Origin of the sequence: Bradyrhizobium ottawaense (genome assembly GCF_002278135.3) — a bacterium.
GTDB lineage: Bacteria > Pseudomonadota > Alphaproteobacteria > Rhizobiales > Xanthobacteraceae > Bradyrhizobium > Bradyrhizobium ottawaense.
Genome location: NZ_CP029425.2, coordinates 5,760,130 through 5,782,580 on the forward strand (window position 1 = coordinate 5,760,130; position 22,451 = coordinate 5,782,580).

Annotated in this window: 23 protein-coding genes; 10 read left to right on the forward strand and 13 right to left on the reverse strand. The window is 64.3% G+C overall.

Going from position 1 to position 22,451, the window contains the following annotated elements:
* Positions 1-3: 3 nt before the first annotated feature.
* On the reverse strand, positions 4-1,587 hold the full coding sequence (locus CIT37_RS27415; RefSeq protein ID WP_095426464.1) for an MDR family MFS transporter: 1,584 nt from the start codon (positions 1,585-1,587) through the stop codon (positions 4-6).
* A gap of 163 nt (positions 1,588-1,750) precedes the next feature.
* A complete protein-coding gene (locus CIT37_RS27420; RefSeq protein ID WP_018315810.1) occupies positions 1,751-2,266 on the reverse strand; it encodes a YcgN family cysteine cluster protein in 516 nt (171 codons plus the stop codon).
* A gap of 294 nt (positions 2,267-2,560) precedes the next feature.
* Here CIT37_RS27420 and CIT37_RS27425 point away from each other — a divergent pair, with 294 nt between their 5' ends.
* The 3 genes from CIT37_RS27425 to CIT37_RS27435 are packed head-to-tail and all read left to right on the forward strand — an operon-like array spanning position 2,561 to position 6,018.
* Positions 2,561-4,849: a transglycosylase domain-containing protein gene (locus CIT37_RS27425; protein WP_018315809.1), complete on the forward strand. Its 2,289-nt coding sequence runs from the start codon at positions 2,561-2,563 to the stop codon at positions 4,847-4,849.
* 9 nt (positions 4,850-4,858) lie between these two features.
* Entirely contained in the window at positions 4,859-5,437 is a 579-nt protein-coding gene (locus CIT37_RS27430; RefSeq protein WP_028142994.1) for a DUF1214 domain-containing protein, read from the forward strand.
* The gene (locus CIT37_RS27435) at positions 5,434-6,018 is read left to right on the forward strand and encodes a DUF1254 domain-containing protein (protein WP_028142993.1); all 585 of its coding nucleotides are present in this window, start codon (positions 5,434-5,436) and stop codon (positions 6,016-6,018) included. The genes CIT37_RS27430 and CIT37_RS27435 overlap by 4 nt, the downstream gene beginning before the upstream one ends.
* 71 nt (positions 6,019-6,089) lie before the next feature.
* Here the strand turns inward: CIT37_RS27435 and CIT37_RS27440 are convergent, their stop codons facing one another.
* The 4 genes from CIT37_RS27440 to purU form a co-directional block, all read right to left on the reverse strand.
* Positions 6,090-7,460, reverse strand: coding sequence for an MFS transporter (locus tag CIT37_RS27440; protein ID WP_161966484.1), 1,371 nt, complete (start codon positions 7,458-7,460; stop codon positions 6,090-6,092).
* Positions 7,461-7,561: 101 nt separating this feature from the next.
* Entirely contained in the window at positions 7,562-8,470 is a 909-nt protein-coding gene (locus tag CIT37_RS27445; protein ID WP_095426463.1) for a bifunctional 5,10-methylenetetrahydrofolate dehydrogenase/5,10-methenyltetrahydrofolate cyclohydrolase, read from the reverse strand.
* 7 nt (positions 8,471-8,477) lie between these two features.
* The gene (locus CIT37_RS27450) at positions 8,478-9,758 is read right to left on the reverse strand and encodes a glycine cleavage system protein T (protein ID WP_038947857.1); all 1,281 of its coding nucleotides are present in this window, start codon (positions 9,756-9,758) and stop codon (positions 8,478-8,480) included.
* Between the two features lie 16 nt (positions 9,759-9,774).
* Positions 9,775-10,647, reverse strand: a complete 873-nt coding sequence (gene purU, locus CIT37_RS27455; protein WP_038947856.1) for a formyltetrahydrofolate deformylase — start codon at positions 10,645-10,647, stop codon at positions 9,775-9,777.
* A gap of 234 nt (positions 10,648-10,881) precedes the next feature.
* On the opposite strand from purU, the gene CIT37_RS27460 reads away from it, so the two are divergent.
* A complete protein-coding gene (locus tag CIT37_RS27460; protein WP_038971510.1) occupies positions 10,882-11,889 on the forward strand; it encodes a LysR family transcriptional regulator in 1,008 nt (335 codons plus the stop codon).
* A gap of 195 nt (positions 11,890-12,084) precedes the next feature.
* Here the strand turns inward: CIT37_RS27460 and CIT37_RS27465 are convergent, their stop codons facing one another.
* A complete protein-coding gene (locus CIT37_RS27465) occupies positions 12,085-12,300 on the reverse strand; it encodes a hypothetical protein (RefSeq protein ID WP_028142988.1) in 216 nt (71 codons plus the stop codon).
* A 209-nt stretch (positions 12,301-12,509) separates the two neighbouring features.
* On the reverse strand, positions 12,510-12,977 hold the full coding sequence (locus CIT37_RS27470; RefSeq protein WP_240536376.1) for a phasin family protein: 468 nt from the start codon (positions 12,975-12,977) through the stop codon (positions 12,510-12,512).
* A gap of 806 nt (positions 12,978-13,783) precedes the next feature.
* Between CIT37_RS27470 and CIT37_RS27475 the strand changes: the two genes are divergently transcribed.
* Entirely contained in the window at positions 13,784-14,497 is a 714-nt protein-coding gene (locus tag CIT37_RS27475; protein WP_028142986.1) for a Crp/Fnr family transcriptional regulator, read from the forward strand.
* 145 nt (positions 14,498-14,642) lie between these two features.
* Here CIT37_RS27475 and CIT37_RS27480 read toward each other — a convergent pair whose 3' ends face one another.
* From CIT37_RS27480 to CIT37_RS27500, 5 genes are all read right to left on the reverse strand, one after another.
* Complete coding sequence (locus tag CIT37_RS27480) at positions 14,643-15,068, reverse strand: hypothetical protein (RefSeq protein ID WP_028142985.1); 426 nt, start codon at positions 15,066-15,068, stop codon at positions 14,643-14,645.
* 217 nt (positions 15,069-15,285) lie between these two features.
* Entirely contained in the window at positions 15,286-16,464 is a 1,179-nt protein-coding gene (locus CIT37_RS27485; RefSeq protein ID WP_038971511.1) for an MFS transporter, read from the reverse strand.
* 55 nt (positions 16,465-16,519) lie between these two features.
* Positions 16,520-17,707, reverse strand: coding sequence for an MFS transporter (locus CIT37_RS27490; protein WP_049801713.1), 1,188 nt, complete (start codon positions 17,705-17,707; stop codon positions 16,520-16,522).
* Positions 17,704-19,065 (reverse strand): NAD(P)-binding domain-containing protein, encoded by a 1,362-nt coding sequence (locus CIT37_RS27495; RefSeq protein WP_028142982.1) that lies wholly within the window; start codon positions 19,063-19,065, stop codon positions 17,704-17,706. Before CIT37_RS27495 ends, CIT37_RS27490 begins: the two co-directional genes overlap by 4 nt.
* Before the next feature lie 50 nt (positions 19,066-19,115).
* Positions 19,116-19,433, reverse strand: coding sequence for an ArsR/SmtB family transcription factor (locus CIT37_RS27500; protein ID WP_095426462.1), 318 nt, complete (start codon positions 19,431-19,433; stop codon positions 19,116-19,118).
* Positions 19,434-19,559: 126 nt separating this feature from the next.
* Here CIT37_RS27500 and CIT37_RS27505 point away from each other — a divergent pair, with 126 nt between their 5' ends.
* The 5 genes from CIT37_RS27505 to CIT37_RS27525 all read left to right on the forward strand — a co-directional run bounded on the left by CIT37_RS27505 (position 19,560) and on the right by CIT37_RS27525 (position 22,448).
* Positions 19,560-19,922, forward strand: a complete 363-nt coding sequence (locus tag CIT37_RS27505; RefSeq protein ID WP_095426461.1) for an ArsR/SmtB family transcription factor — start codon at positions 19,560-19,562, stop codon at positions 19,920-19,922.
* The gene (locus tag CIT37_RS27510) at positions 19,915-20,442 is read left to right on the forward strand and encodes an arsenate reductase ArsC (protein WP_095426460.1); all 528 of its coding nucleotides are present in this window, start codon (positions 19,915-19,917) and stop codon (positions 20,440-20,442) included. Before CIT37_RS27505 ends, CIT37_RS27510 begins: the two co-directional genes overlap by 8 nt.
* 2 nt (positions 20,443-20,444) lie before the next feature.
* Positions 20,445-21,500: an ACR3 family arsenite efflux transporter gene (gene arsB / locus CIT37_RS27515; protein ID WP_028142978.1), complete on the forward strand. Its 1,056-nt coding sequence runs from the start codon at positions 20,445-20,447 to the stop codon at positions 21,498-21,500.
* A gap of 16 nt (positions 21,501-21,516) precedes the next feature.
* On the forward strand, positions 21,517-21,918 hold the full coding sequence (arsC, locus tag CIT37_RS27520) for an arsenate reductase (glutaredoxin) (RefSeq protein ID WP_038971515.1): 402 nt from the start codon (positions 21,517-21,519) through the stop codon (positions 21,916-21,918).
* A gap of 122 nt (positions 21,919-22,040) precedes the next feature.
* Positions 22,041-22,448: a GFA family protein gene (locus CIT37_RS27525; RefSeq protein WP_095426459.1), complete on the forward strand. Its 408-nt coding sequence runs from the start codon at positions 22,041-22,043 to the stop codon at positions 22,446-22,448.
* The last annotated feature ends 3 nt before the right edge of the window (positions 22,449-22,451 follow it).

Genomic DNA, 22,451 nt, shown 5'->3' on the forward strand with positions numbered 1-22,451 from the left:
CGCCTACTCCGCCATCTCCACCGGCTGCGCCGTGGCGGGACCGGCCAGCGGCCGCTCCTCCATCGCGATCAGGCACAGCGCGGCAATGGTCATCAGCGCGGTGGCGGCGCCGAACACGTAGCGGAACGCGTGGCGCATGTCCTCAGCGGGAATGGCGACGGCGCCCGCGGCGTGGTGCTCGCCGGCGAGCGGAACGTCGATGCCGAGCGCGATCAGCAGGATCGCGGCGAACGCGGCGACCGTGAACGAGGACATCAGCGAGCGGAAGAAGTTCATCGCGCCGGTGATGGTGCCGACCTGCGGGCGCGCCACCGAGTTCTGCAGCGAGACCACGCACACCGGGAAGGTGGTGCCGAGCCCGAGCGCGAACGCCGCCATCAGCGTGAGCAAGCCCCACAGCGGCAGAGTGGTGAGCGTGAGGCCGAGGCCGCACAGCGCGGCCCAGGACGTGCCGATGATGGCGACGCGCTTGTAGTGTTTTGCACGGGCCATGGTGCGGCCGGCGACGGCCGCGCCGACGGTCGAGACCGCCGCGAGCGGGATCAGCGCAAGGCCGGCCTCGCTTGCGGTGAGGTGGTAGACCGACTCGTAATAAAGCGGCAGCTGCACGGTGAGGCCGGTGATCGCACCGAGCCCGCAGCCGCCGGCGGTCAGCGCGAACGGCGCCACCGATCCGGTCAGCAGCTTCAACGGCAGGAACGGCTCGTCGGCCCGCCGGGCGTGCCACACGAAGCTGACGGCGAGCGCGACGGCGCCGCCCACCATCGCAAGCACGGTCGGCGACAGCCAGGGATAGCGCGTACCGCCCCAGGTCAGCACCAGCATGAAGACGACGGCGGACGCCATCAGCAAAACGCCGCCGAGCCAATCGACCTTGCGCTTGCGGTGGAACACCGGGATCTTCTTCATCTTCGGCAGCAGCATCACGATGGCCGCGGCCGCGAGCGGCAGGTTGATCCAGAAGATCATCGACCAATGCAGATGCTCGGCGAACACACCGCCGATGACCGGGCCCAAAATCCCGCCGACCATCCAGACGCTGGAGAAATAGGCCTGGTACTGGCCGCGCTCGCGCGGGGATACGACGTCGGAGATCACGGTCTGCACGACAGGCATGATGCCGCCGCCGCCGAGCCCCTGAAGGCCGCGCGCCAAAATCAGCATCGGCATGTTCGGCGCGATCGCGCACAGCACCGAGCCCGCCACGAACAGGCTGAGCGAGATGATGATCATGACGCGGCGGCCGTAGATGTCGCTGAGCGTGCCGAACACCGGCGCGACCGCGGTCGAGGCGAGCAGATAGGCGGTGATGACCCAGGAGAGATTGGAGACGTCCTGGAACTGGCGCCCGATGGTCGGCAGCGCGGTCGCCACGATGGTCTGGTCGAGCGCTGCCAGGAACATCGTCAGCATCAGGCTGATGACGATGGTGCGGACCTCGTCCTGTGACAGCGGCACCGGCGGCGCGATCGACGGCGCGTCATCGACGCTGATGACTTCGCTCGGAAGCCGGGACAGCTCCTCGGCGATATCGTCAGGCAAAGTCTGGATGTCGGCAGAACTGCTCTGCCGGTCGAACTTGTTCATCTCGCTCGGATGCCGTGTGGCGGCACAACGCCGCAAAGGATTCGTTCTATGCAGCCCAATGTAGACAGCAAAGTTTGTCCCGGGCAGGCACCGCGGCGCATGGGTGCATCCCGCCCCCGGGCCATCCCGAAGACGTGATCGCCGCGCAAGACCTGACGGCAGCTCAGTCCTTCGGACGTCGCTTCAGGCGGGCTCGTTTCGGCAGCAGCGCCGGCCATTGCACGATGTGGTCCTCGAGCTCCTCGTCCGGGATCTCGTCCTCGCTGCCTTCCACCCGTCCGCGCACGGAGACGCCGGCGTCATGCACCGTGTTTGGATCACCGGAGACCAGCGGATGCCACCAATAGAGATCGCGCCCTTCGGCGACCAGCTTGTAGCCGCAGCTCGGCGGCAGCCAGTTCAGGGTGCGGACATTGGCCGGCGTCAGGCGGACGCAGTCGGGAACCTTGTCGGAGCGATTCGGATAGTCCTTGCAGGCGCAGCTCATCCCATCGAGCAGCTTGCAGCCGATATGGGTGAAATAGATCTGCCCGGTGTCCTCGTCCTCGAGCTTGTTCAGGCAGCAGCGCCCGCAGCCGTCGCACAGGCTTTCCCATTCGCCCGCCGACATCTCTTCCAACGTCTTGGTTTTCCAGAAGAATCCTTCCTGGCCTGAAGGTCGTTTGGGAACTGCGGTCATGCGCCTCAACAAAAGTTCGAAAGAGCTACGGCTCGAGCCATCTAGGGCGTGCGGCCGGGGTGGTGCAAGCAACCGACCTTTGAGGCCCGTAATGATCCGGGGTCAATTAGGCCTGTTGTTCAAAATCGCGAGCGTGACCATTGGTTTATGGGCCCCGCTCGGCTAGAAGGAACAGCAAGCCCCTCGGATGCTGGCCGGGCGCCTTGGGTTTGCCGCAACATTCCCTCAAGACGTCTCGATGCCGCCCCCGGCCGGGTGCTTGAACGCTTTCGAACCAAGCCTCAAGGGTTCTAGGTGCGCCAGATCATACCACCGCATTGGAAGCAGAAGGTCCGGAATTTCTTCCTGGACCTCGATGCGCGCATCGACTCCTCGCTGTTCTCCTCGGCCAAGGGCATCCGCGAGCTCTACGAGCGCTACTCGACCTTCATGGACCGCTTCTATGTCGGGCGCTGGAAGCGCTGGGTGTTCATCGAGCCGCTGTCGGAGGCCGCCACCCTCGGCCTCGGCGGCCTGGTCGTGATGCTCACCCTCGCCATCCCCGCCTTCCGCGAGACCGCGGACGAGGACTGGCTGAAGAAGTCCGATCTCGCCGTGAGCTTCCTCGACCGCTACGGCAACCCGATCGGCAGCCGCGGCATCAAGCACAACGACTCGATCCCGCTGGAAGATTTCCCGGACGTGCTGATCAAGGCGACGCTGGCGACCGAGGACCGTCGCTTCTACGAGCATTTCGGCATCGACATCGCCGGCACCGCGCGCGCGCTCGTGACCAACGCGCAGGCCGGCGGCGTCCGCCAGGGCGGCTCCTCGATCACCCAGCAGCTCGCCAAGAACCTGTTCCTCAGCAACGAGCGCACCATCGAGCGCAAGGTCAACGAGGCCTTCCTCGCGGTCTGGCTGGAATGGCGCCTGACCAAGAACGAGATCCTCAAGCTCTATCTGGACCGCGCCTATATGGGCGGTGGCACCTTCGGCGTCGACGGCGCGGCACATTTCTACTTCAACAAGTCCGCGCGCGACGTGACGCTGGCGGAAGCTGCGATGCTCGCCGGCCTGTTCAAGGCCCCGACCAAATACGCCCCGCACATCAACCTGCCCGCCGCCCGCGCCCGCGCCAACGTCGTGCTCGACAACCTCGTCGATGCCGGCTTCATGACCGAGGGCCAGGTGTTCGGCGCCCGTCGCAATCCGGCCTTCGCGGTCGATCGCCGCGACGAGGCTTCGCCGAACTACTATCTCGACTACGCCTTCGACGAGATGCGCAAGCTGGTCGACACTTTCCCGAAGTCCTACACCGAGCGCGTCTTCGTGGTGCGCCTCGCCATCGACACCAACGTGCAGAAGGCCGCCGAAGACGCGGTCGAGAACCAGCTACGCCAGTTCGGCCGCGATTATCACGCAACGCAAGCGGCGACCGTGGTGTCCGATCTCGACGGCGGCATCCGCGCCATGGTCGGCGGCCGCGACTATGGCGCCAGCCAGTTCAACCGCGCCACCGACGCCTACCGCCAGCCGGGCTCCTCGTTCAAGCCCTACGTCTACACCACCGCGCTGCTGAACGGTTTTACGCCGAACTCGATCGTGGTCGACGGCCCGGTCTGCATCGGCAATTGGTGCCCGCAGAACTATGGCCATTCCTATTCCGGCTCGGTGACGCTGACGCAGGCGATCACGCGCTCGATCAACGTCGTGCCGGTGAAGCTGTCGATCGCGATCGGCCAGAAGGAGCAGCCGAAGGCGCCGAACCCGGCCAAGATCGGCCGCGCCAAGATCGTCGAAGTCGCGCGCCGCTTCGGCCTCAAGGCGCCGCTGCCCGACACGCCGTCGCTGCCGATCGGCTCGGACGAAGTCACCGTGCTCGAGCACGCGGTCGCCTACGCGACCTTCCCCAACCGCGGCAAGGCGGTGACGCCGCATTCGGTGCTCGAAGTGCGCACCGGCGCCGGCGACCTCGTCTGGCGCTGGGACCGCGACGGGCCGAAGCCGCGGCAGGCGATCCCCGCCTCCGTGGCCGCCGACATGGCGGGCATGATGAGCCACGTCGTCAGCGAAGGCACCGCGCGCCGTGCCGCGCTCGACGGCATTCCGACCGCGGGCAAGACCGGCACGACCAACGCGTATCGCGACGCCTGGTTCGTCGGCTACACCGGCAATTTCACCTGCGCGGTCTGGTACGGCAACGACGACTACTCGCCGACCAACCGCATGACCGGCGGCTCGCTGCCGGCGCAGACCTGGCACGACATCATGCTCGCGGCGCATCAGGGCGTCGAGGTCCGGGAGATCCCCGGCATCGGCATGGGCCAGAAGCTGCCGCCGCAGCATGTGAGCAACGCGCAGGCCAACGCGGCGCCGAAGGTGCTGGAGACCAAGCCGGGTCCGCCGCCGGTGCTGACCAAGCGCGGCGCCGACATCCTGGTGCGCGTCGAGAAGCTGCTGGATGACGCTGCCAAGACGGCGAAGAAATCGGCCGATGCCGACACCAAGGCGGCGAGGCCGCCCTCGGCGACGAGCGCGCTCGCCTTCCCGCAGAACTATGCGGAAGAGAATGCCAACGCCTCCGCCCCGCGCAAGAACTGATCGAAACAAGTGCGGCTGATCCTGATCACATTGACGGCCCTTCTGCTCGCGACGGTGGTCGGCTTGGGCGCGACCTGGATGACGACGACGCGCGGCACCGAGATCGGCGCGCTGACCATCGGCGCCTGGACCGCGCGCCCGCGCACCGGCACCGCCGACGTCGATCCCTATTCGCGCGCCACCATCGTGCGCAACGGCGAGCTGCCGATCGGCACCGGCGACGGCGTCGCCTTCACCGCCACCACCGACGACAAGAAGAAGGCGCTCGACGGCCGCTGCGACGTGATCGTCTCCGGCGTGACGCCGCCGGCGCGATTCTGGACGCTGACGCTGTACGACCGCAAGGGCCATCTCGTCGCCAATTCGCTTGCCCGCTACGGCTTCACCAGCCAGGAGATCGTGCGGCAGTCGGACGGTTCGTTCGAGATCCGCATCGCCTCGCGCTCGCGCGCCGGCAACTGGCTGCCGACCGGCGGCATCGAGCGCTACGCCCTGATGCTGCGGCTCTACGACACCCCGGTCGGCGTTGCCACGCGCACCCAGCGCGATGCGCCGATGCCCACCATCACGACGGCGGGCTGCTCATGATCCGCCTCTTGTTCACCGTCGTTGCCGGCGTGGTGCTGGGCCTCGTGGTCCACCTCGTCAGCGTGCTGGCGCTGCCGCGGATCGCGACGCAGGATGCCTATTCGCGACTGACGCCGATGACGAAGCTCAATGGCGTCAGCCAGCTTCCCCTCGCCGATCCGCAGACGTCACCGATGCCGTTCATGGACCCGGCCTTTGCGCTGGCGATCTGCCGGTATGACCTCACAAGCGGGCCGATCAAGCTGACGGTGCCGGTGAGCCAGGCCTACACCTCGGTGTCGTTCTACACCCGCAACGAGATCGCCTATTACGCCATCAACGACCGCTCGGCGGGCCGCAAGGTGATCGAGCTCGACCTGATGACGGAAGCGCAGCACAACGAGCTGCCCGAGGACGAAGAGGTCACCGCCGCCGACCGCCTGATCATCGATTCCCCCAGCACCACCGGCCTGATCGTGATGAAGGCGCTCGCCCCCGAGCCCGGCCTGATGCCGCAGGCGCAGGCGACGCTTGCGGCCGCGAGCTGCGGCCCGCAGACCGAGCCGCCGGCCAAGGCCGAGGCGCCGCGCGGCCGGCGCTGAGCGGGGCTGTTCAGGCGTTCGCAAAACAAAAGCGCGAAAACAACCCCATGCACAGTAGCGGATGCATCTCCTCAGATGCCGGAACTCGCCGTTTCGGCTTTCATCGCGGCCTGATGCATATCGATGACCGCCACCGCGATGAACGTAATCGCGACGCAGAAGGCGATGACGGCGAAGAACATGGTCGCACCGTAGTTGAGTGCGAATGTGCCGATATACGCGCTGACAATGGCCCCCGCTCGGCCGAAGCCGGCGGCCGCACCGACACCGGTCGACCGGACGTTGGTTGGATAGATGTGGGCCGCCAGCGCATAGAGAGAGCCCTGCGCGCCGAGCAGACAGAAGCCTTCGATGCACAAGAGAGCCATGAGCAGCGGCTGGGTTTCGGTCGATAGCGGTATCGATGCCAGGATCACTGCGCCGAAGGTTGCTGCGCCGGCAACAGTCAGGATCGCAACGCGCGTTCCATACCTGCCGATCGCCCAACCGGTGACGATGCAGCCACCGACGCCCCCGAAGTTGAACAGTGCCAGACCGAAGCTCGCCGTCTGCACGTCAAAACCCTTGCCGGTCAAAAGAGTGGGAGCCCACGCGTAGAGGACGTAGACCGGCAACAAACAGAAGAAGAACGCGATCCAGAGCGCCGTCGTCGTACGACGAAATCCGCCAGTGAACAATGCGGTGAGCGAAGCACGTTCGACACCGACGTCGCGCCGGTCGATGAAGGCTTTGGAAGCGGCAGCGGCCTGGTCCAGGATCCGAACGGATTTCGCCACCCTTTCCATGTCAGCGCCACGCGCCAATAGATATTGCGGCGATTCCGGCAGTGCGAACATCAGGACCGCTGCGACGATCACCGGCAACACGCCGCTGACCACGAAGAGCATGCGCCAACCATATTCGGGCTGCAGCTGAGCGGCGATCAGGCCACCAATCATGCCTCCGATGGGGATGCAGACAATGCCCAGCATCACGGAAAGACTGCGATTCCGCCTAGGCGTGAATTCTGCGGTCAACGCGGTCGCCGCCGGAAGGGCACCGCCAAGTCCAAGGCCCGCCAGGAAACGATACAAGCCGACCTCGCCGACACCATGAGCGACCGCAATCGCAAAGGTCGCCGCACCAAACAGGAAGACGGATGCGATGAGGGCAACCTTGCGTCCGAGCCAGTCGCCGACGACGCCCCCGATCGGCGTGCCGATCGTCATGCCCACGAAGCCCAACGCGAGGGCCGGAGCGAAATCGCTGCGCGTGACGCTCCACTCCTTGATCATCGATGGTATGGCGAAGCCGAGAATTTGATTGTCCAGACCGTCGAGGACGATGGCGAGAGCGCAGAGCAGGAGCACCTGCTTTCGCGAGGCGTTCCACGTCCCCTCCTCTGCGAGCGAACCGATGTCGATAACCCGCTGCTGCGGTGCGTCCAGGACCTGTGTCGTCACGTTCGTTCTCCCCCTTTTGTAAACGCTTTCGAATATCTCTGCTTGGGCGACCGCAACTCGGCCGCCCAATTCTCGCCAGGCAGTTTGGTCCGGGGCTCCAGTCAGGCAGCCGACGTCACGTCCGCCTCTTTCGCCTTCGACCGGGCGGCTTCCATTCGGGCCGCGCCCAACGTGTTGGCGAGCAGACACGCGATGGTCATCGGCCCGACGCCGCCCGGGACAGGCGTGATCGCGCCGGCGACCTCAATCGCCTCGTCGAAAGCGACATCGCCGACAAGCCTCTGGGTTCCTGAACCGGACTTGATGCGAGTGATGCCGACGTCGATGACCGTTGCGCCTGGCTTGATGAAATGACCGCGGATCAGGCCTGGAACGCCGGTTGCGACAACGAGGATGTCGGCTTGCCTGCAGCGCCGTTCCAGATCGGTGGTCCGAACGTGCGCGATGGAGACCGTGCACATCTCTTGCAACAGCAGCCGCGCCATCGGCCGGCCCACGACGTTCGATGCTCCCACAACCAGTGCTCCGAGGCCGGCGATGTTGTCGTGCACCGATTTGATCAAACGCAGGATGCCTAGAGGCGTGCACGGAACCAAGGCGCCTTCCATTCCGGCGGCCGTCCGCCCCACGTTCAACGGATTGAATCCATCGACATCCTTGTCGGGCCGGATAGCCGTCACGACGCGCGCGGCATCGATCTGAGGGGGCAACGGAAACTGAACCAATATCCCGCTCACCGCGGGATCGCGGTTCAACTGCTCGATCAAGTCGAGCAACAACCGCTCCGGCGTGTCCGCAGCGAGCACGAACCGGCGTGATCGCATGCCAACAGCTTCGGTCTGCCGCACCTTGTTCGAGACATAGACGTGGCTGGCGGGGTCGCCGCCGATCAGCACGACGGCCAACTCCGGGACCGCCGCGCCGCCGGCAACCAGGGCGGCGACGCCTTTGGCCACTTCATTCCGAACCTCGGCAGCGAGCGCCCTTCCATCGATGATGCGCGCGGACATGGGCAGGTCAGACCTTGGAGAGATCAGCGCGACGGTTGTCCTTCTTGTAGGGCGCCGGCGCCACCTTCGCGCGGATCTGCTTTTGCCGACGTCCGGGCTCGCCCCAGACCACGACGACCTCATTGCCAATCTCGGAATGATCGACGTCGATGGTGCAGAGCGACAACATTTCGCGGAAGAAGTAGCTATATCCCCGCGACGTCGTCACGCCGACGTCCTTTCCGCCACTCAGCACGCGGTCGGCGTACATGAAGCCGCGCTGGTCGCGAGGCATCTCCATGTACTGGTACGGGTCATGCTCCTTCTGAAAGAGGGAGGCGTGAACGTCGGCCACGTCGTCTCCGTTCCAGACGAGCGTGCGGATCACGCGCTTTGGATGGGCAACTTCGTCCTCGAGCGCCGCGCGTCCGATGAACTCATGATCGAACTTGATGTTCTTGGCCCAGCCCAGCTCGACCGGGCTCCGGTACCAGTCACGGACGTCGTCCGACTGGAAGCTGCCTGCGATGTTGAAGGTCGACGCGAACCCCGGCATCGCTGCGCGGAACTCATCCTGATACTCCTTCATGTCCTCGTCGAAGATCGCGGGCATGTAGTCGGTGACGATCGTCGGGAAGCAGGCCTCGAGATGGTTGATGAAGATCGCGCGGCCGCCTATCCGGCGCAGGCCGAACTCCTGGCCGGCAGCGACGATGGCGTCGTAGACGGCCGCCGCCTGCCCCATAGGCCCCTGAAGCTCGAAGCCGATCTCGCCAGACATGCCCTGTCGCAGCGCGAGCATCTTGCAACCGGCAATCTCGATCTCGCCCGAATGCATGAACTTGACGTCTCGCAGCGACTGCTTCGCGACTTTTTCAAGAAGCGCGAGCGACGTCGGCCCCTGGACTTGAAAATTGAACCAGTCATCGGCCGCGGACGTCACCCTGTAGTCGCCGTGCCGGCGGATGTAGTCGACCCAGAATGTGCCGCGACCGAACAACATGAACTCGTCTTCGGACAACCGCGTCAGGATGCCCTCGGCGATGACTTTTCCCTGCTTTGTCGTATGAACGACGTGCTTGGACTGACGGATGTCGAACTTCTGGAAGCTGTTGACGGAAGTATCCGAGAAAAGCTTCAGGGCGTCGGATCCCTTGAAGCGCCGCTCCCAGAGGAACGACCAGTCGCCGATCGCGCAGGTCTCCTTCCACGACATGCTCTCGTCGATCCAGTCCGTGTATTCGGGAAGGCCCCAACGCGAGGTGAAATAGCCTTCGGGTGTCTTGCGCATGCCCTTGGGGGTCAACATCGTCGTGCTCCGTTTCTCAATTAGAGAAGACGATCGTTCGATCGCCGTTGATGATGACGCGGTCCTCGAGGAAGAGATGGACCGCGCGCGAAAGGACACGCCGTTCGATGTCGCGCCCCTTCCGGACCAGATCGTCCGGCGTATCGCGGTGGCTGACCCGTTCGACGTCCTGTTCGATGATCGGCCCCTCGTCCAGATCGCTCGTCGCGAAATGCGCGGTCGCTCCGATCAGCTTCACGCCGCGCGCGTGCGCCTGGTGATAGGGTTTTGCGCCCTTGAACCCCGGCAGGAAGCTATGGTGGATGTTGATGCAACGGCCATGGAGATGGCGCGAGAGATCATCCGAGAGGATCTGCATGTAACGCGCGAGAACGACGAGATCGGCATTCGTCATCGCGACAAGCGCCTTGATCTGCGCTTCCTGCTCCATCTTGGTTTCCTTCGTAACCGGAAGGTGATGGAAAGGGATGTCGCCGACGAGACTGACGGCAAGGGCCGAACGCGGATGGTTGGAAACGATTCCGACGACGTCCATCTGAAGTTCGCCGAGCCTGTGGCGATAGAGGAGATCGCCCAGGCAGTGATCGAATTTGGAGACGAACAGGAGCACGCGCTTGCGTTCGGCCTGGGATCGGAGCTTCCACTCCATGCCGAACCTCCGGGCAATGACCTCAAGGCCTGCTCGCGCCTTCTGCGCGCCCCCTTCCGACAGTGTGACACCGACCCTCATGAAGAAGCGTTCGCTCATGATCTCGTCGACCTGCGCCGCCTCGATGATGTTGCCGCCGTTCTCGAACAGACAGCGCGAAACGTCGGCGACAATCCCCGGCACATCGCGGCACGACAGGGTCAGGATGTATTGAGAGCTTCCAGCAAGTTCAGGCTGCATCTACGGACGATTCCTCGCGCCACGCGCGGTCGTGGTCCGACGCACCGACGTGGTGAGCGGATGTGGGAAAGGTGAGAGTCTGACTGAGGCAGGGGACCGGACCAGCCTGTACGGCCGGCGACCTACGGCTTTGATTTCACTCCCAAAGTCGCCCCTGCGGGGGCGTTGCGGAGACCATCGCGCATAAAGCCGTCATTGAAAATCCGGCATTATTCAATACAAGCTATCAATGTGATGGATATCAGACGGCTCGACCTGAACCTTCTTCTGCTGCTCGACGGGCTCTTCCGCACCCAGAACCTGTCGGCGCTCTCCCGTGAGCTCGGAATGAGCCAGCCGATGGCCAGCACCGGTCTGCGAAAGCTGCGGGATTTCTTTGGCGATCCCCTGTTTCTCTCGACCGGGCGCGGCATGCGGCCAACGCCCTTCGCGGAATCAATCGCGGAGGCCGTGCGGACAGTGCTCTCCACCGTCGATCAGCAGATACTCCGCAAGCCGCGTTTCGTGCCGGAAGAGAGCGACCGCGTGTTCACGGTCACAACCTCGGATATTGGCGTCCTGATTTTCATCCCGCCGATCCTCCAACGCATTCGCAGCATGGCTCCCGGAGCGAGCTTGCGGTGCCTGCCGACGTCGCACGAGGATCTGGAAGACGCGCTCGAAAGCGGCGAGATCGATCTGGCGATAGGCTATTTTCCGGACCTCGTCGGTCCGAACATCGTGACAGAGGATCTGTTCGATCATCCCTTCACCAGCATCGTCCGAAAGGATCATCCAACGATCGGCGACACCCTCTCGCTCGAACAGTTTCTCGCCGCGGACCATATCGTCGTAAACCAGCAGGGGCGCAGTCAGGAGATCTTCGAAAGGCGCGTTCGCGAGCTCAAGCTGCAACGCCGCGTCGTGCTGCACCTGCCGCATTTCATGAGCGTGCCGCAATTGATTGCGACGAGCGACATGATCTCCACCGTGCCGTTCTCGCTCGGGGCCTGGTACGCGAACGCCGGGCTGAAGCTGCTGCCCCCGCCGGTCTCGATACCTCTCATCGAGCTGAAGCAGCACTGGCACCGGCGGATGGACAACGAACCCGCCGTGCGATGGCTTCAAACAATCGTGGCCGAGGAGCTCCGGGACCGCGACCCCGCGCTGGCGATGTCGGCCGATTATGCCAAGTCGCGCGCCAAAGCCGCGGCACCCGTCGCCGGGCGGTCTGCGACAACGATCGCCTCACGGCGGCGGTAACACCCCGCTGCCGAGCTGGACGATCTTCAACCCTCGCACGGTGGGACAGTGATCTCGTGCATCAGCGGGGAAAATGCAGTGAACGCGGTCTTGGCATTTAACGCTGCTGGAAAGATCAAGACCCTGAGCTGTGGTCCGCCAGCACCAACTCATGCGTCATGTCGTCTTTGACGCGGTGCGGCGCCGGCGACCATTTCATCCATATTCCGGTGCCAGACGCCAGTTCGCGGTGCGGGTGGCCGGTTCGTCGACCCAGGCTTCCCGCGCGAACCACGCGTGATCGGTGCGGCAGATCGGACACCGGGTGCGGGAGAAAAACACCGCGCGGCGTCCAAAGCTCTCGCGATCAGTCTTGATGCCGGTGGGAATCGCGTGTCCGGTTTGTGGACATTTGACCATGACCATTCCCATGTTGCCCTCCCTTGCGATTTGTCTTTGTTGTGGTTTGCAGAAAAGCACCGACCGGTTGGAATGCGCCTCTCGTCGGTGCGAGGCCTGATAGGCATCGCGCACCTTGTTGGTCGAGCATGGGGCAGTGGGGCGTGCTCGCTCAGTTGGGCGTGATCCAACCAGCCGGATCTCCTCTTCAAACGAATCCGAATGTGAAATTGAACGCGCTTTTAGCCGCCTGGGTGGAGGACCCTGGTGAAGTGCTTCCTGATCGGCTCACCCGTTTCCGTCGCGAGCTTCTGGGCAAGCCCCCACAACTCCCTGTTCTGGTCAGAGGCGGTGTCGAAAGCCTTGCGCGCGTGCGCCGCCGACAATGTATAGGCATCGGTCGCGGACTTGCTGCCGAACAGATGGACGAAGAAATCGAGCGCAGAAGCGGCATTGGCGTTTGAGATTTCGAACACCTTGAGCCCGTAGTCGGTCGTGCATCTCGCATTGCTCGAATAGGTCTCACGCAGCGTCTGCGTCATCTCTTCCGATGCGGCCTTGATCTTCTCGCAGCCTTCCCGTGCGCGGGCGAGGCCCTGCTCGGCAAGCTCGCGCCCCACGCCAGGCAACATGACCTTCGAGAAATCCAACCATGGCATCGCGAAAACGTTCGTTCCGTTCGGCGGCAGTTTCGTTTGGCTTTCAGTCACGCAACATTTCCTTTCTCAAGCGAAAGCATTCCTCGCAACGCTCGCTTGCGTCACGAGAGCTCACGCTCCGTGTTCGATCAGATTTTGGATGAGCCTTGATCCAGCCCCGACCCGGCACGACTTTGTGCTGCGAGAAGCGGGAAGTCGGTTCGGTTTGTGACTCTCGCTCAAACTTTTTTTGGGATTGTCAACACAGACGAAGGTATGTCGCGGAGTGACTGTGCATAACAGGGAAATCGCAAGGGGCAGGAAGTTCCTTCCTTAGCGAAGCCTTGCAAAGGAGCTTCGCGCTAGCTGCGTTGGGATGCGCTACGTTTGCGCAAGAACGGACATCACGCGACGTGCCGGCGACGGTAGCTTGCAAGCCTCGAGCCGCTACCCTTCTGCTTCACCCTGCCTATCGCTCACGGGCTACTTTCGGACCAAACGAAACCGGCGGAGTGTGCTGGCGGAGTTCCTGAACGGCCCCTTCAGTAGCTTGTGCTCATCATCGCGCCGATCGCGGTGAAGGGCATGGTTCGCGCAACTCTCTCACCGCAGCGTTTGCCGCGCCCCGGAAATTGGAACCCCTATGGTGTTACCCATACGCATTTTGCAATTGTGCCACACAGCGCTTGAATCTAAGTCCTGAATGATGGCGTAAGACAAAACGTCGCCTCGCGGCCGCGTGTGTTCGGAGTTTTATTTTTGAAACTGAGAGCTTACGCGGCTGGATTCGATTTCGGAGCGCGAGGCGTACGCGGTTTCAAACAAAGTTCGAGTTTGCCGTCCTGTGCCGCTCGAAATGCGGTTCGCGGTGGACTACGGTGACGCATCCCAGCGGAATTGGTAACCGACTTCTCGCAGCCCTACCGGTGGCAGATTTCGGTCTGCTTGCATCCGAGCTGGAGATGGTCGCGCTCGATCGGGACGCGGTCATCTCGCGGGCGGGTGACCAGACCGAGCACGTCCTCTTCCCTCATAGTGGGGCCATTTCGGTGATGATCGACATGGCGAACGGGCAGACGGTCGCCAGCGTTGCGATAGGGCGCGAGGGAGCAGTAGGCACCCTTTCCGTTCTGGGGCCGTCCCCTGCGGCCGTTACCGCCGTCGTTCGTGCAGCCGGCACCGCCTCGCGGATCCCCGTATCGCGATTCCACGCGGCTTTTAGCCGTAGCCCCGCGATCCGCCACGCTGTCCAGCTTCACTTCAAGGCGATGCTGATACAGCTACAAATCGGCGGAGCCTGCAATGCGCTGCATCCGGTCCAAGCCCGCATGGCACGCTGGCTGCTCCATCTTCACGACCGCGTCGACCACGACGTCCTCCCGCTCACGCAGGAGACGCTTTCGCAAATACTGGGTGTGCGACGGACGACGGTGACGCTCCTGATGCGCAATCTGCGTGCTTCCGGAGCGATCAGATCTGAACGGCGAGGCGAAATCGAGATCGACCCATCGCGGCTCGCAGCGGCGGCGTGCGAATGCCGCGACACCATGCGTCTCGAAGTCGACGATATCTTTTCTATCGATCCAGCCTGAACTCGCGTTTGGTTCTGCCGAGGCACATTTGAGCGTGACGATGACCGGTTTAGCCCGAAGTGCCGACGCCAAAGCGAGGATAGACATCCGGCGCCAGGGGCAGAGGTCGACAAGGCGCGCGGGCTGTTGCCGTCGCAGCGTCTGACTATCTCTCCTCGGTCGGATGCACCCATTTGTACGGCGTGATGCTTCGCGTGGCCGTCAGCTTGATCATGTGGACGGGCGGCGCGGAACGTCCCTTTCGGCATGACCGGCACTTGAGCGAGGCTTCCAGCTTCCAGATCGGCGTATCGCGGGGACGGCGGATTGCGTCGAGCGGCAGGCTCGCACGCGCCTTGCACCTGTTGCACTCGACCTCGAGCCAGCCCATGCCGCCGTTCAGGCATTGGCCGATCGTCGGCGAGGGCTGTGAGGGACCACCATAACCTTCCATGCGGACCGACCAGGCTTCGGCTTCGGCGCGGTCGGCCTCGCGAACGGCCTTTTTGGCCTCCTCGCGCGCGTGCTTGGCCGAAATTTCCGCACCCAGAATTCGGCCGCTCCAGATGACCTCGCGTGATTTGGTGCTCATGCCGTCATCAAAGCTGCGCCCGATGGCGCTGGCAAATTATCGATCGCTAGTAGGTTGAGCGCGCAATTCGATACTGCGGGTCGTGGGTGTGGAAAACTGAGGCTGAAGATCCCGTGGCGAAGCCGCGGCACCGGCGATGGCGGAGCGCCACCATCGAAAGTCGTCACGCCCGCGGGGGACAATCCGGCGTAGGGCTTCTATGCCGAAGCAAGTGGGCTCACGATGGCTGCTTGCCGGCATGGTCCCGCCGCGACCACAGCAGCGCCAGCGGCCCCAGCGCAATTCCGGCTGCCAGAACGATAAACACCAGCAGCCAGCCGTTCGCGCTCTGCGGACCGCCGGCCATGTCGAGTGCGACGCCGGTTCCCCATGCGCCGGCGGCTGACAAGCCGAAGCCGACCGTGGAATGCAGGGCCAGCGTTGCACCGCGATGCTCGGCGATTGCCGCGGCCGACATCCCTGCGGTCAACGCACCCGAATCTGCCGGCACCGTCAGGCCGTAGAGCATCAGCAGCAGCGCGAGCACCCATGCCGGCGCCGTTGCGTTGAGGCCGATCACGAGCGCGACGCTGGCTGACGCGATCATCACCACCGTGATGGCGCGATGCCGTCCGAACTTCAGGGCTGCCTCGTTGCCGAGGATGCTTGCGGGCATCGAGATCACCGCGAAGCAGAAGCTCATCAGCACGGGCGTCATCCAGGACGGCCCGCCCTGATGCGCAACGACGAAGGTCCAGAACCCGACCAGCCAGGTGCGAATGCCATAGAGCTCGAAGCAGTGCGCGCCGTAACCGAGGATGTAGCCGAGCGCCTCGCGATTGGCGAAGACAGGCGCGAAATTCAGCAGCCGCCCCGTCTTCGGGACAGGCCGGCGGCCCTCGATCAGGAGGCACGCAACCACCATCGCGATGGGGCCGACGCCGGTGACGTAGAACGCGGTCCGCCATCCCCAGCGATCGGCGAGGACTTGCGCAACCAGGAACGACAGGCCGACGCCGACCGAGAAGCTCGAGGTGTACAGCGTCACCGCCCGCGAGGTGTCGCCGGCAGGCAACCGGTCCGTCAGCGCCTTCAGCCCCGGCATGTAGGCGCCGGCGAAGCCCAATCCTGCGAGCGACCAGATCAGTGTGCCCGACCAGAACCCCTGGGCAAAAATGCCGAAGGCCATGGTCGCAAGTCCGCTAACGATGGAGCCCCACAGCAGCACGATCCGCGCGTCGATGCGATCGGTCAGCGTCGTCAGCACCGGCACCGCCAGCATGTAGCCGAACGCATAGCCGCTCGCCATCAGCCCGCCTTCGGCGGCAGACAGCCCCCACGCCGGCATCAGATGCTGCGCCAAATTCGCCGACAGCGTGACGTGCGGCAGCAGATTGCCGAGCTGGCCGATACACATCACCGCAATCAGCGCCCCCCCGCTCAAGCTCCGAATGCTCGCCTCCCCTCAGTCCCTATCTCGTCTGGTCTGCACGCAGCAACAGAAGCGCAAAAAACGCGGAGATAGAAGCCAGCGCGCTGATCCATAGCGCGCTGCTGCCAAAATGCTCCACCATCAGCCCGAGTGCGAGTGGCGCGAGCGCGCCGGTGGCCCGCGACGGCAACGAGATCATGCCGACCCGTCTGCCAAAGCCCGCCGGCCCGAACAACGCCAGGGGAAGCGTACCGCGGGCAATGGTGATGATGCCGTTGCCCGCGCCATAGAGCACCGTGAAAGTCGATGCGAGGAAGGGGCCGCCCGCGACCAATGCAACAACCCCGATCGGATTCATGAGCATGGCGAGCCGCGCCGACAACAGCGGATGAAACCGGCCGAGCCATCCTGCTTCCAGCAGGCGGGCACCGACCTGCGCGGGCCCGACCAGGGCTCCTGCGAGCAAGGCCTGCGCCGGCGTCGCGCCGAACGCGACCAGCATGGTCGGCAGAATGGCCGAGACACCCGAGCTGACGAAGCTTGCCGCCGCGAACATGTAAGCCAGCAGCACCATCGCGAACGTCTCGCTCTGCCGTCCGGATCTTTGGCTCGCGCCAGGATCCGATCGCGGCTGCTGGTCCAATGGAACGGCGCGCGGCAGCGACAGATTGAGCGGCAACGCCAGGCAGAGATGGATCGCCGCCCACACCTGGCAGGCGACGCGCCAGTCATACTCGGAGGCCAGCCACGTCGTGAGGGGCCAGCCAAGCGTGCTGGCGAAACCCGCGATCAGGGTGATGCCGGTGATGGTTCGCCGCGCGTTGCTGCCGTAGATGCGCGCAAGCGTCGCGAAGGCCGCTTCGTAAAGGCCCATGCCCATGCCGATCCCGAGCAACACCCAGGCCGCAACCAGCACCGCAATGCCATGAGCCACAGACAGGAGGAGCAAGCCTGCCACGAAGACGAGGTTCGAAACGGCAAGCAGACCGCGCCCTCCGAACGTATCGATGGCATGCCCCACGCGCGGCCCGAGCAGGCCGGAGACGACGAGCGCTCCCGACAGCGCGCCGAACACATAGGTCGGCGCAAGACCGAGATCGCGCGCAATCGGCGCGGCCAGGATGGCAGGGAGATAGTAGCTCGACGCCCACGCAATGGTCTGCGCGGTTCCGAGTGCGACGACAATGGCGAGCGGACCGGCCACCCGGTCCGCCGGGACCTGCGTCATGAGCAGCCGCACCCCGCGCGACCTGCCTTCTTGGCGGTTTCATCGTCAGCACAGCAGGCTGACGGCTCCTCCTTCGCCGGCCCGCCGCAGCATCCCGCTCCCGCCGTCTCGACACCGCCGCGCGTGCAGACGCCGGTCTCCGGCAGCACGAGCTCGACCCGTGCCGCAGCCGCCTTGTCGCCGGCGATGTCGGCGACGATCGAGCGGACCTGCTCGTATCCGGTCATCATCAGGAAGGTCGGCGCACGGCCGTAGGACTTCATGCCGGCGAGATAGAAGCCCGGCTCGTCATGCGCGAGCTCGCGCGCCCCGTGCGGCCGAACCGTGCCGCAGCTATGCTCGTTGGGATCGATCAGAGGCGCGAGCGCGGCCGGAGCCTCGATCGCCGGATCGAGCCGCAGCCGCAGCTCGGACAGGAACGAAAGATCGGGACGGAAGCCGGTAGAGACAATCAGTTCGTCCGCCACCACACTCTGCGCACCGCAGCAGCTGCCTGCCGAAATCCTGAGACGGCCTTCGGAGTCCGACAGATGCGTGACGCCGAAGCCTGTTTCGACCCTGATCTTTCCGGCAGCGACGAGCGCGGCGAAGGTGGAGCCCAGCTCGCCGCGCGCGGCAAGCTTGTCATTGCTGCCGCCCCCGAACGCCTTTGCGGGATCGGTGCCACGCAACAGCCATATCGCTTGCGTGCCTGATACCTCGCCCGCGAGCCGCACGAGATCGATCAGAGTGCCCAAAGCGGAATGGCCGGCACCGAGCACGGCAACGGTCTTGCCGGCATATCTGGCGCGCTCAGTGCCCTGCACATCCGGCATGCCATAGGCGATGCGGCCGGCGCGTTCGCGTTCGCCGATCGCGGGCAAACCGTTGCTGCCGGCGGGGTTGGGAGAGAACCACGTGCCTGACACGTCGATGACGGCATCGGCGCGAAGCACCTCGGGGCCTTTGCCATTCTGATAGCGAATTTCGAACGGCGCCTGCTCCCTGCCCTTCGTCTTCGCCTTGTCGAAGCCGGCGCGGCTGATCGCCGTGACCCGGCTCGACGTCCGGATCGCCTCACGCAGCGGCGTGCGCGTTGCGAGCGGGGTGAGATATCGGTCGATCAGCTCGCCGCCGGTCGGATAGGCGTGAGGGTCCGGTGAATTCCACCCCGTCGGCGCGAGCAGCCGCGCCGCCGCCTTGTCGACATTGTATTCCCACGGCGAGAACAGCTGGACATGCTGCCACTGACGGACCGCGTGGGCGGCTTCGGGCCCGGCCTCGAGCACGATCGGGGACATACCGCGCTCGAGCACATGCGCAGCTGCAGCGAGACCAACAGGCCCGGCTCCGATGATGGCAACCGTCTTGGCGTTCATTCCCACTTCTCCCATCTTTCTAGAATCATCGAATAATTGGCTCCGAAAAATCAGGCCGCCGTTTGTGTATTCTTGCATCCGACTTCGTCGGCGCAGCACTCCGAGGCCAGGAAATCCACCAAGCCCCGCATCGCGTCAAAGTTTGCGTGGCAGATCAGGGTCGTCGATTCCCTGACCTGGCTGACCAGCCCGACCGCAACCAGGGTCTTGATGTGATGCGACAGCGTCGAGGCCGGAATCTTCAGCTTGTCCTGCAGGCGGCCAACGGGCATGCCCGCGTGTCCGGCCCGGACCAGGGCCCGGTAGATTTGAAGCCGGGTTTGATTGCCCAGGGCCTCCAGACGTGCTGCTGCGTCGGCGATCTTCATGGTGCCAGGCTGCGCTCGTTCACGCCGGTCGTCAAACCATATTTCTAGAATATTCGAATTATCTTCCGACCGGCATGAATCAGATTCAGATTGACGGCCCGGCGATATTTCCATACATCTGGATATATGGAAAACGAAGAAGCCGTCCTCGCCCTCGCCGCACTGGCCCAACCGACCCGCCTGGAGGCATTCCAGACGCTGGTCAGGCACGAGCCCGAAGGCCTTGCAGCGGGCGACCTCGCCCGTCTGCTGGAAGTTCCCCAGAACACGCTGTCGGCGCATTTGGCGATCCTGACCCGGGCACGCCTCGTCTCCTCCGAGCGGCACAGCCGCTCGATCGTCTACCGCGCCAATCTCGGCGAATTCCGCGACGTCACGCTCTTCCTGCTGCGCGATTGCTGCGGCGGACGGCCGGAGGTCTGCGATCCCGTCGTCGAGACGCTGCAAGCCTGCTGCTCGCCAAAACGGAAGGAGCGAAGCCGTGCCTGACCAAATCTACAATGTGCTGTTTCTGTGCACCGGCAATTCGGCGCGATCCATCCTGGCCGAGTCGATCCTTTGGAAAGACGGCACCGGCCGCTTTCGGGCCTTCTCCGCCGGCAGCGCGCCAAAGGGCACGGTGCATCCGCTTGCGCTGCGCACGCTTGAGAGCACGGACTACCCCGTCGACGGGCTACGCTCGAAAAGCTGGCTGGAATTCGCGAGCGCCGATGCGCCCGTGATGGATTTCGTCTTCACCGTTTGTGACAACGCGGCCGGAGAAGCCTGCCCGATCTGGCCGGGCCAGCCGATGACGGCGCATTGGGGCATTGAGGACCCTGCCGCGACCGAAGGTTCCGAGCTGGAGAAGCAGGCGGCGTTCGTCACTGCGTTCCGACATCTCAAGAACCGGATCGACACCTTCGTGAACTTGCCGCTGAGGGGCATCGACAAGCTGTCGCTCGGCACCAGGCTGCGCGAGATCGGCCGCTCCGAGGGCGCGACGTCAGGCAGAAGCGACGTGGCGTGACAATGAGCATCTTCGAACGATACCTCACTCTGTGGGTTGCACTGTGCATCGTCGTCGGCGTCGCACTGGGACACGTCATGCCCGGTTTCTTCGGCGCGATCGCAGCCGCCGAGGTCGCCAAGGTCAACCTGCCGGTGGCGGTGCTGATCTGGCTGATGATCGTGCCCATGCTGCTGAAGATCGACTTCGGCGCGTTGGGCGAGGTGCGGAAGCATTGGCGCGGCGTCGGCGTCACCCTTTTCATCAATTGGGCCGTAAAACCGTTCTCGATGGCGCTGCTGGGCTCTTTCTTCATCGGCCACCTCTTCGCACCGTGGCTGCCGTCCGGCCAGATCTCGTCCTACATCGCCGGCTTGATCCTGCTGGCGGCGGCGCCTTGCACCGCGATGGTGTTCGTGTGGTCCAATTTGTGCGAGGGGGAGCCTCACTACACGCTGAGCCAGGTCGCCCTGAACGACGTGATCATGGTGTTCCTGTTCGCGCCGCTGGTGGGACTGCTGCTTGGCGTGGCCTCGATCAGTGTCCCCTGGGGCACGCTGCTGCTCTCCGTTCTGCTCTATATCGTGGTTCCCGTAATCGTTGCTCAGCTGTGGCGCAAGGTGCTGCTGCGCGGAGGCGACGACGGCTTCAACCGCGCCATGCGGATGCTGCAGCCTGTGTCGCTAGTTGCGCTCCTCGCCACATTGGTGCTGCTGTTCGGCTTCCAGGGCGAGCAGATCGTCCGGCAGCCACTCGTCATTGCCATCCTTGCCGTGCCGATTCTGGTGCAGGTCTATTTCAATGCGGGCCTCGCCTATTGGCTGAGCCGGCGGTTCGGCGTGGCCTGGTGCGTTGCGGCTCCGGCCGCTCTCATCGGCGCGAGCAACTTCTTCGAGCTGGCGGTCGCCGCCGCGATCAGCTTGTTCGGCCTCGACTCCGGCGCTGCGCTGGCGACCGTGGTCGGCGTTCTCGTCGAGGTCCCGGTGATGCTGTCCGTCGTCCGCATCGTCAAGGCGACAAGGGGCTGGTACGAGGCCGGCGCTGGCAAAGTCCCGACGGCCTTGGAAGCCCACCGGTGAGACATGGAGACCGACCATGAGCGTCACGATCTACCACAATCCCGACTGCGGTACCTCGCGCAACACGCTGGCGATGATCCGGCAGAGCGGCGCCGAGCCCATCGTCATCGAATATCTGAAGACGCCGCCGTCCCGCGAGAAGCTGCTCGAGCTCGTCAAGGCGATGGGCATTTCCGTCCGCGCGCTGCTGCGCGAGAAGGGCACGCCGTTTCGCAATCTCGGCCTCGATGATCCCAAATGGACCGATGACGAGCTGATCGATCAGATGCTCGCGCATCCCATCCTGATCAACCGCCCGATCGTGGTGACGGCGAAGGGCACGCGATTGTGCCGGCCCTCGGAAGCGGTCATCGATCTGCTGGATCATCCGGTCGGCCGGTTCGTGAAGGAAGACGGCGAAGTGGTCGGAGCGCGCTGAGCCGGCTCCGATGGCAGCAGCTGTCAGGCGACAGTAGGACGCAACTTCAAATCGCTTGCAGCGTTGAAGCCGCACCTCTCGAGAGCTATCGATCGGCAAGATCGATCCATCGGGAGGAACGCATGAGCACCATCACCGGCGGCTGTCACTGCGGCGCAATCCGTTACGAGGTCGAGGGCGACGCGATCGTGCATGCGCTGTGCCACTGCCGCGACTGCCGGCTTCACGCCGGCGCTCCGGTCGTCGGCTGGACGATGTATCCGGAGAGCGCTCTCAAGGTGACCAAGGGCGAGCCCAAGATCTACAATTCCTCGGAACACGGCCGGCGGCACTTTTGCGGCCATTGCGGCACCGGCCTGTTCTATGTCAATGCCGACATGCTGCCGGGGGTCATCGACATCCAGAGCGCGACTTACGATGATCCCGAGGCCGTGCCGGCGACGATGCACATCCAGGTCGCCGAGCGGCTTCGCTGGATGGAGCATGCGCACGAACTGCCGGCGTTCGAGCGCTATCCTCCCCAGCCCTAGCGG

Coding starts and splice junctions, on each gene's coding strand:
- CIT37_RS27505 (WP_095426461.1), top strand. CDS start 19,560: ATGGAAAACGAAGAAGCCGTCCTCGCCCTCGCCGCACTGGCCCAACCG.
- CIT37_RS27465 (WP_028142988.1), bottom strand. CDS start 12,300: ATGGGAATGGTCATGGTCAAATGTCCACAAACCGGACACGCGATTCCC.
- CIT37_RS27485 (WP_038971511.1), bottom strand. CDS start 16,464: ATGTGTATCGGCCAGCTCGGCAATCTGCTGCCGCACGTCACGCTGTCG.
- purU (WP_038947856.1), bottom strand. CDS start 10,647: ATGCAGCCTGAACTTGCTGGAAGCTCTCAATACATCCTGACCCTGTCG.
- CIT37_RS27500 (WP_095426462.1), bottom strand. CDS start 19,433: ATGAAGATCGCCGACGCAGCAGCACGTCTGGAGGCCCTGGGCAATCAA.
- CIT37_RS27435 (WP_028142993.1), top strand. CDS start 5,434: ATGATCCGCCTCTTGTTCACCGTCGTTGCCGGCGTGGTGCTGGGCCTC.
- CIT37_RS27495 (WP_028142982.1), bottom strand. CDS start 19,065: ATGAACGCCAAGACGGTTGCCATCATCGGAGCCGGGCCTGTTGGTCTC.
- CIT37_RS27460 (WP_038971510.1), top strand. CDS start 10,882: ATGGATATCAGACGGCTCGACCTGAACCTTCTTCTGCTGCTCGACGGG.
- CIT37_RS27420 (WP_018315810.1), bottom strand. CDS start 2,266: ATGACCGCAGTTCCCAAACGACCTTCAGGCCAGGAAGGATTCTTCTGG.
- CIT37_RS27415 (WP_095426464.1), bottom strand. CDS start 1,587: ATGAACAAGTTCGACCGGCAGAGCAGTTCTGCCGACATCCAGACTTTG.
- CIT37_RS27450 (WP_038947857.1), bottom strand. CDS start 9,758: ATGTTGACCCCCAAGGGCATGCGCAAGACACCCGAAGGCTATTTCACC.
- CIT37_RS27490 (WP_049801713.1), bottom strand. CDS start 17,707: ATGACGCAGGTCCCGGCGGACCGGGTGGCCGGTCCGCTCGCCATTGTC.
- CIT37_RS27480 (WP_028142985.1), bottom strand. CDS start 15,068: ATGAGCACCAAATCACGCGAGGTCATCTGGAGCGGCCGAATTCTGGGT.
- arsC (WP_038971515.1), top strand. CDS start 21,517: ATGAGCGTCACGATCTACCACAATCCCGACTGCGGTACCTCGCGCAAC.
- CIT37_RS27525 (WP_095426459.1), top strand. CDS start 22,041: ATGAGCACCATCACCGGCGGCTGTCACTGCGGCGCAATCCGTTACGAG.
- arsB (WP_028142978.1), top strand. CDS start 20,445: ATGAGCATCTTCGAACGATACCTCACTCTGTGGGTTGCACTGTGCATC.
- CIT37_RS27445 (WP_095426463.1), bottom strand. CDS start 8,470: ATGTCCGCGCGCATCATCGATGGAAGGGCGCTCGCTGCCGAGGTTCGG.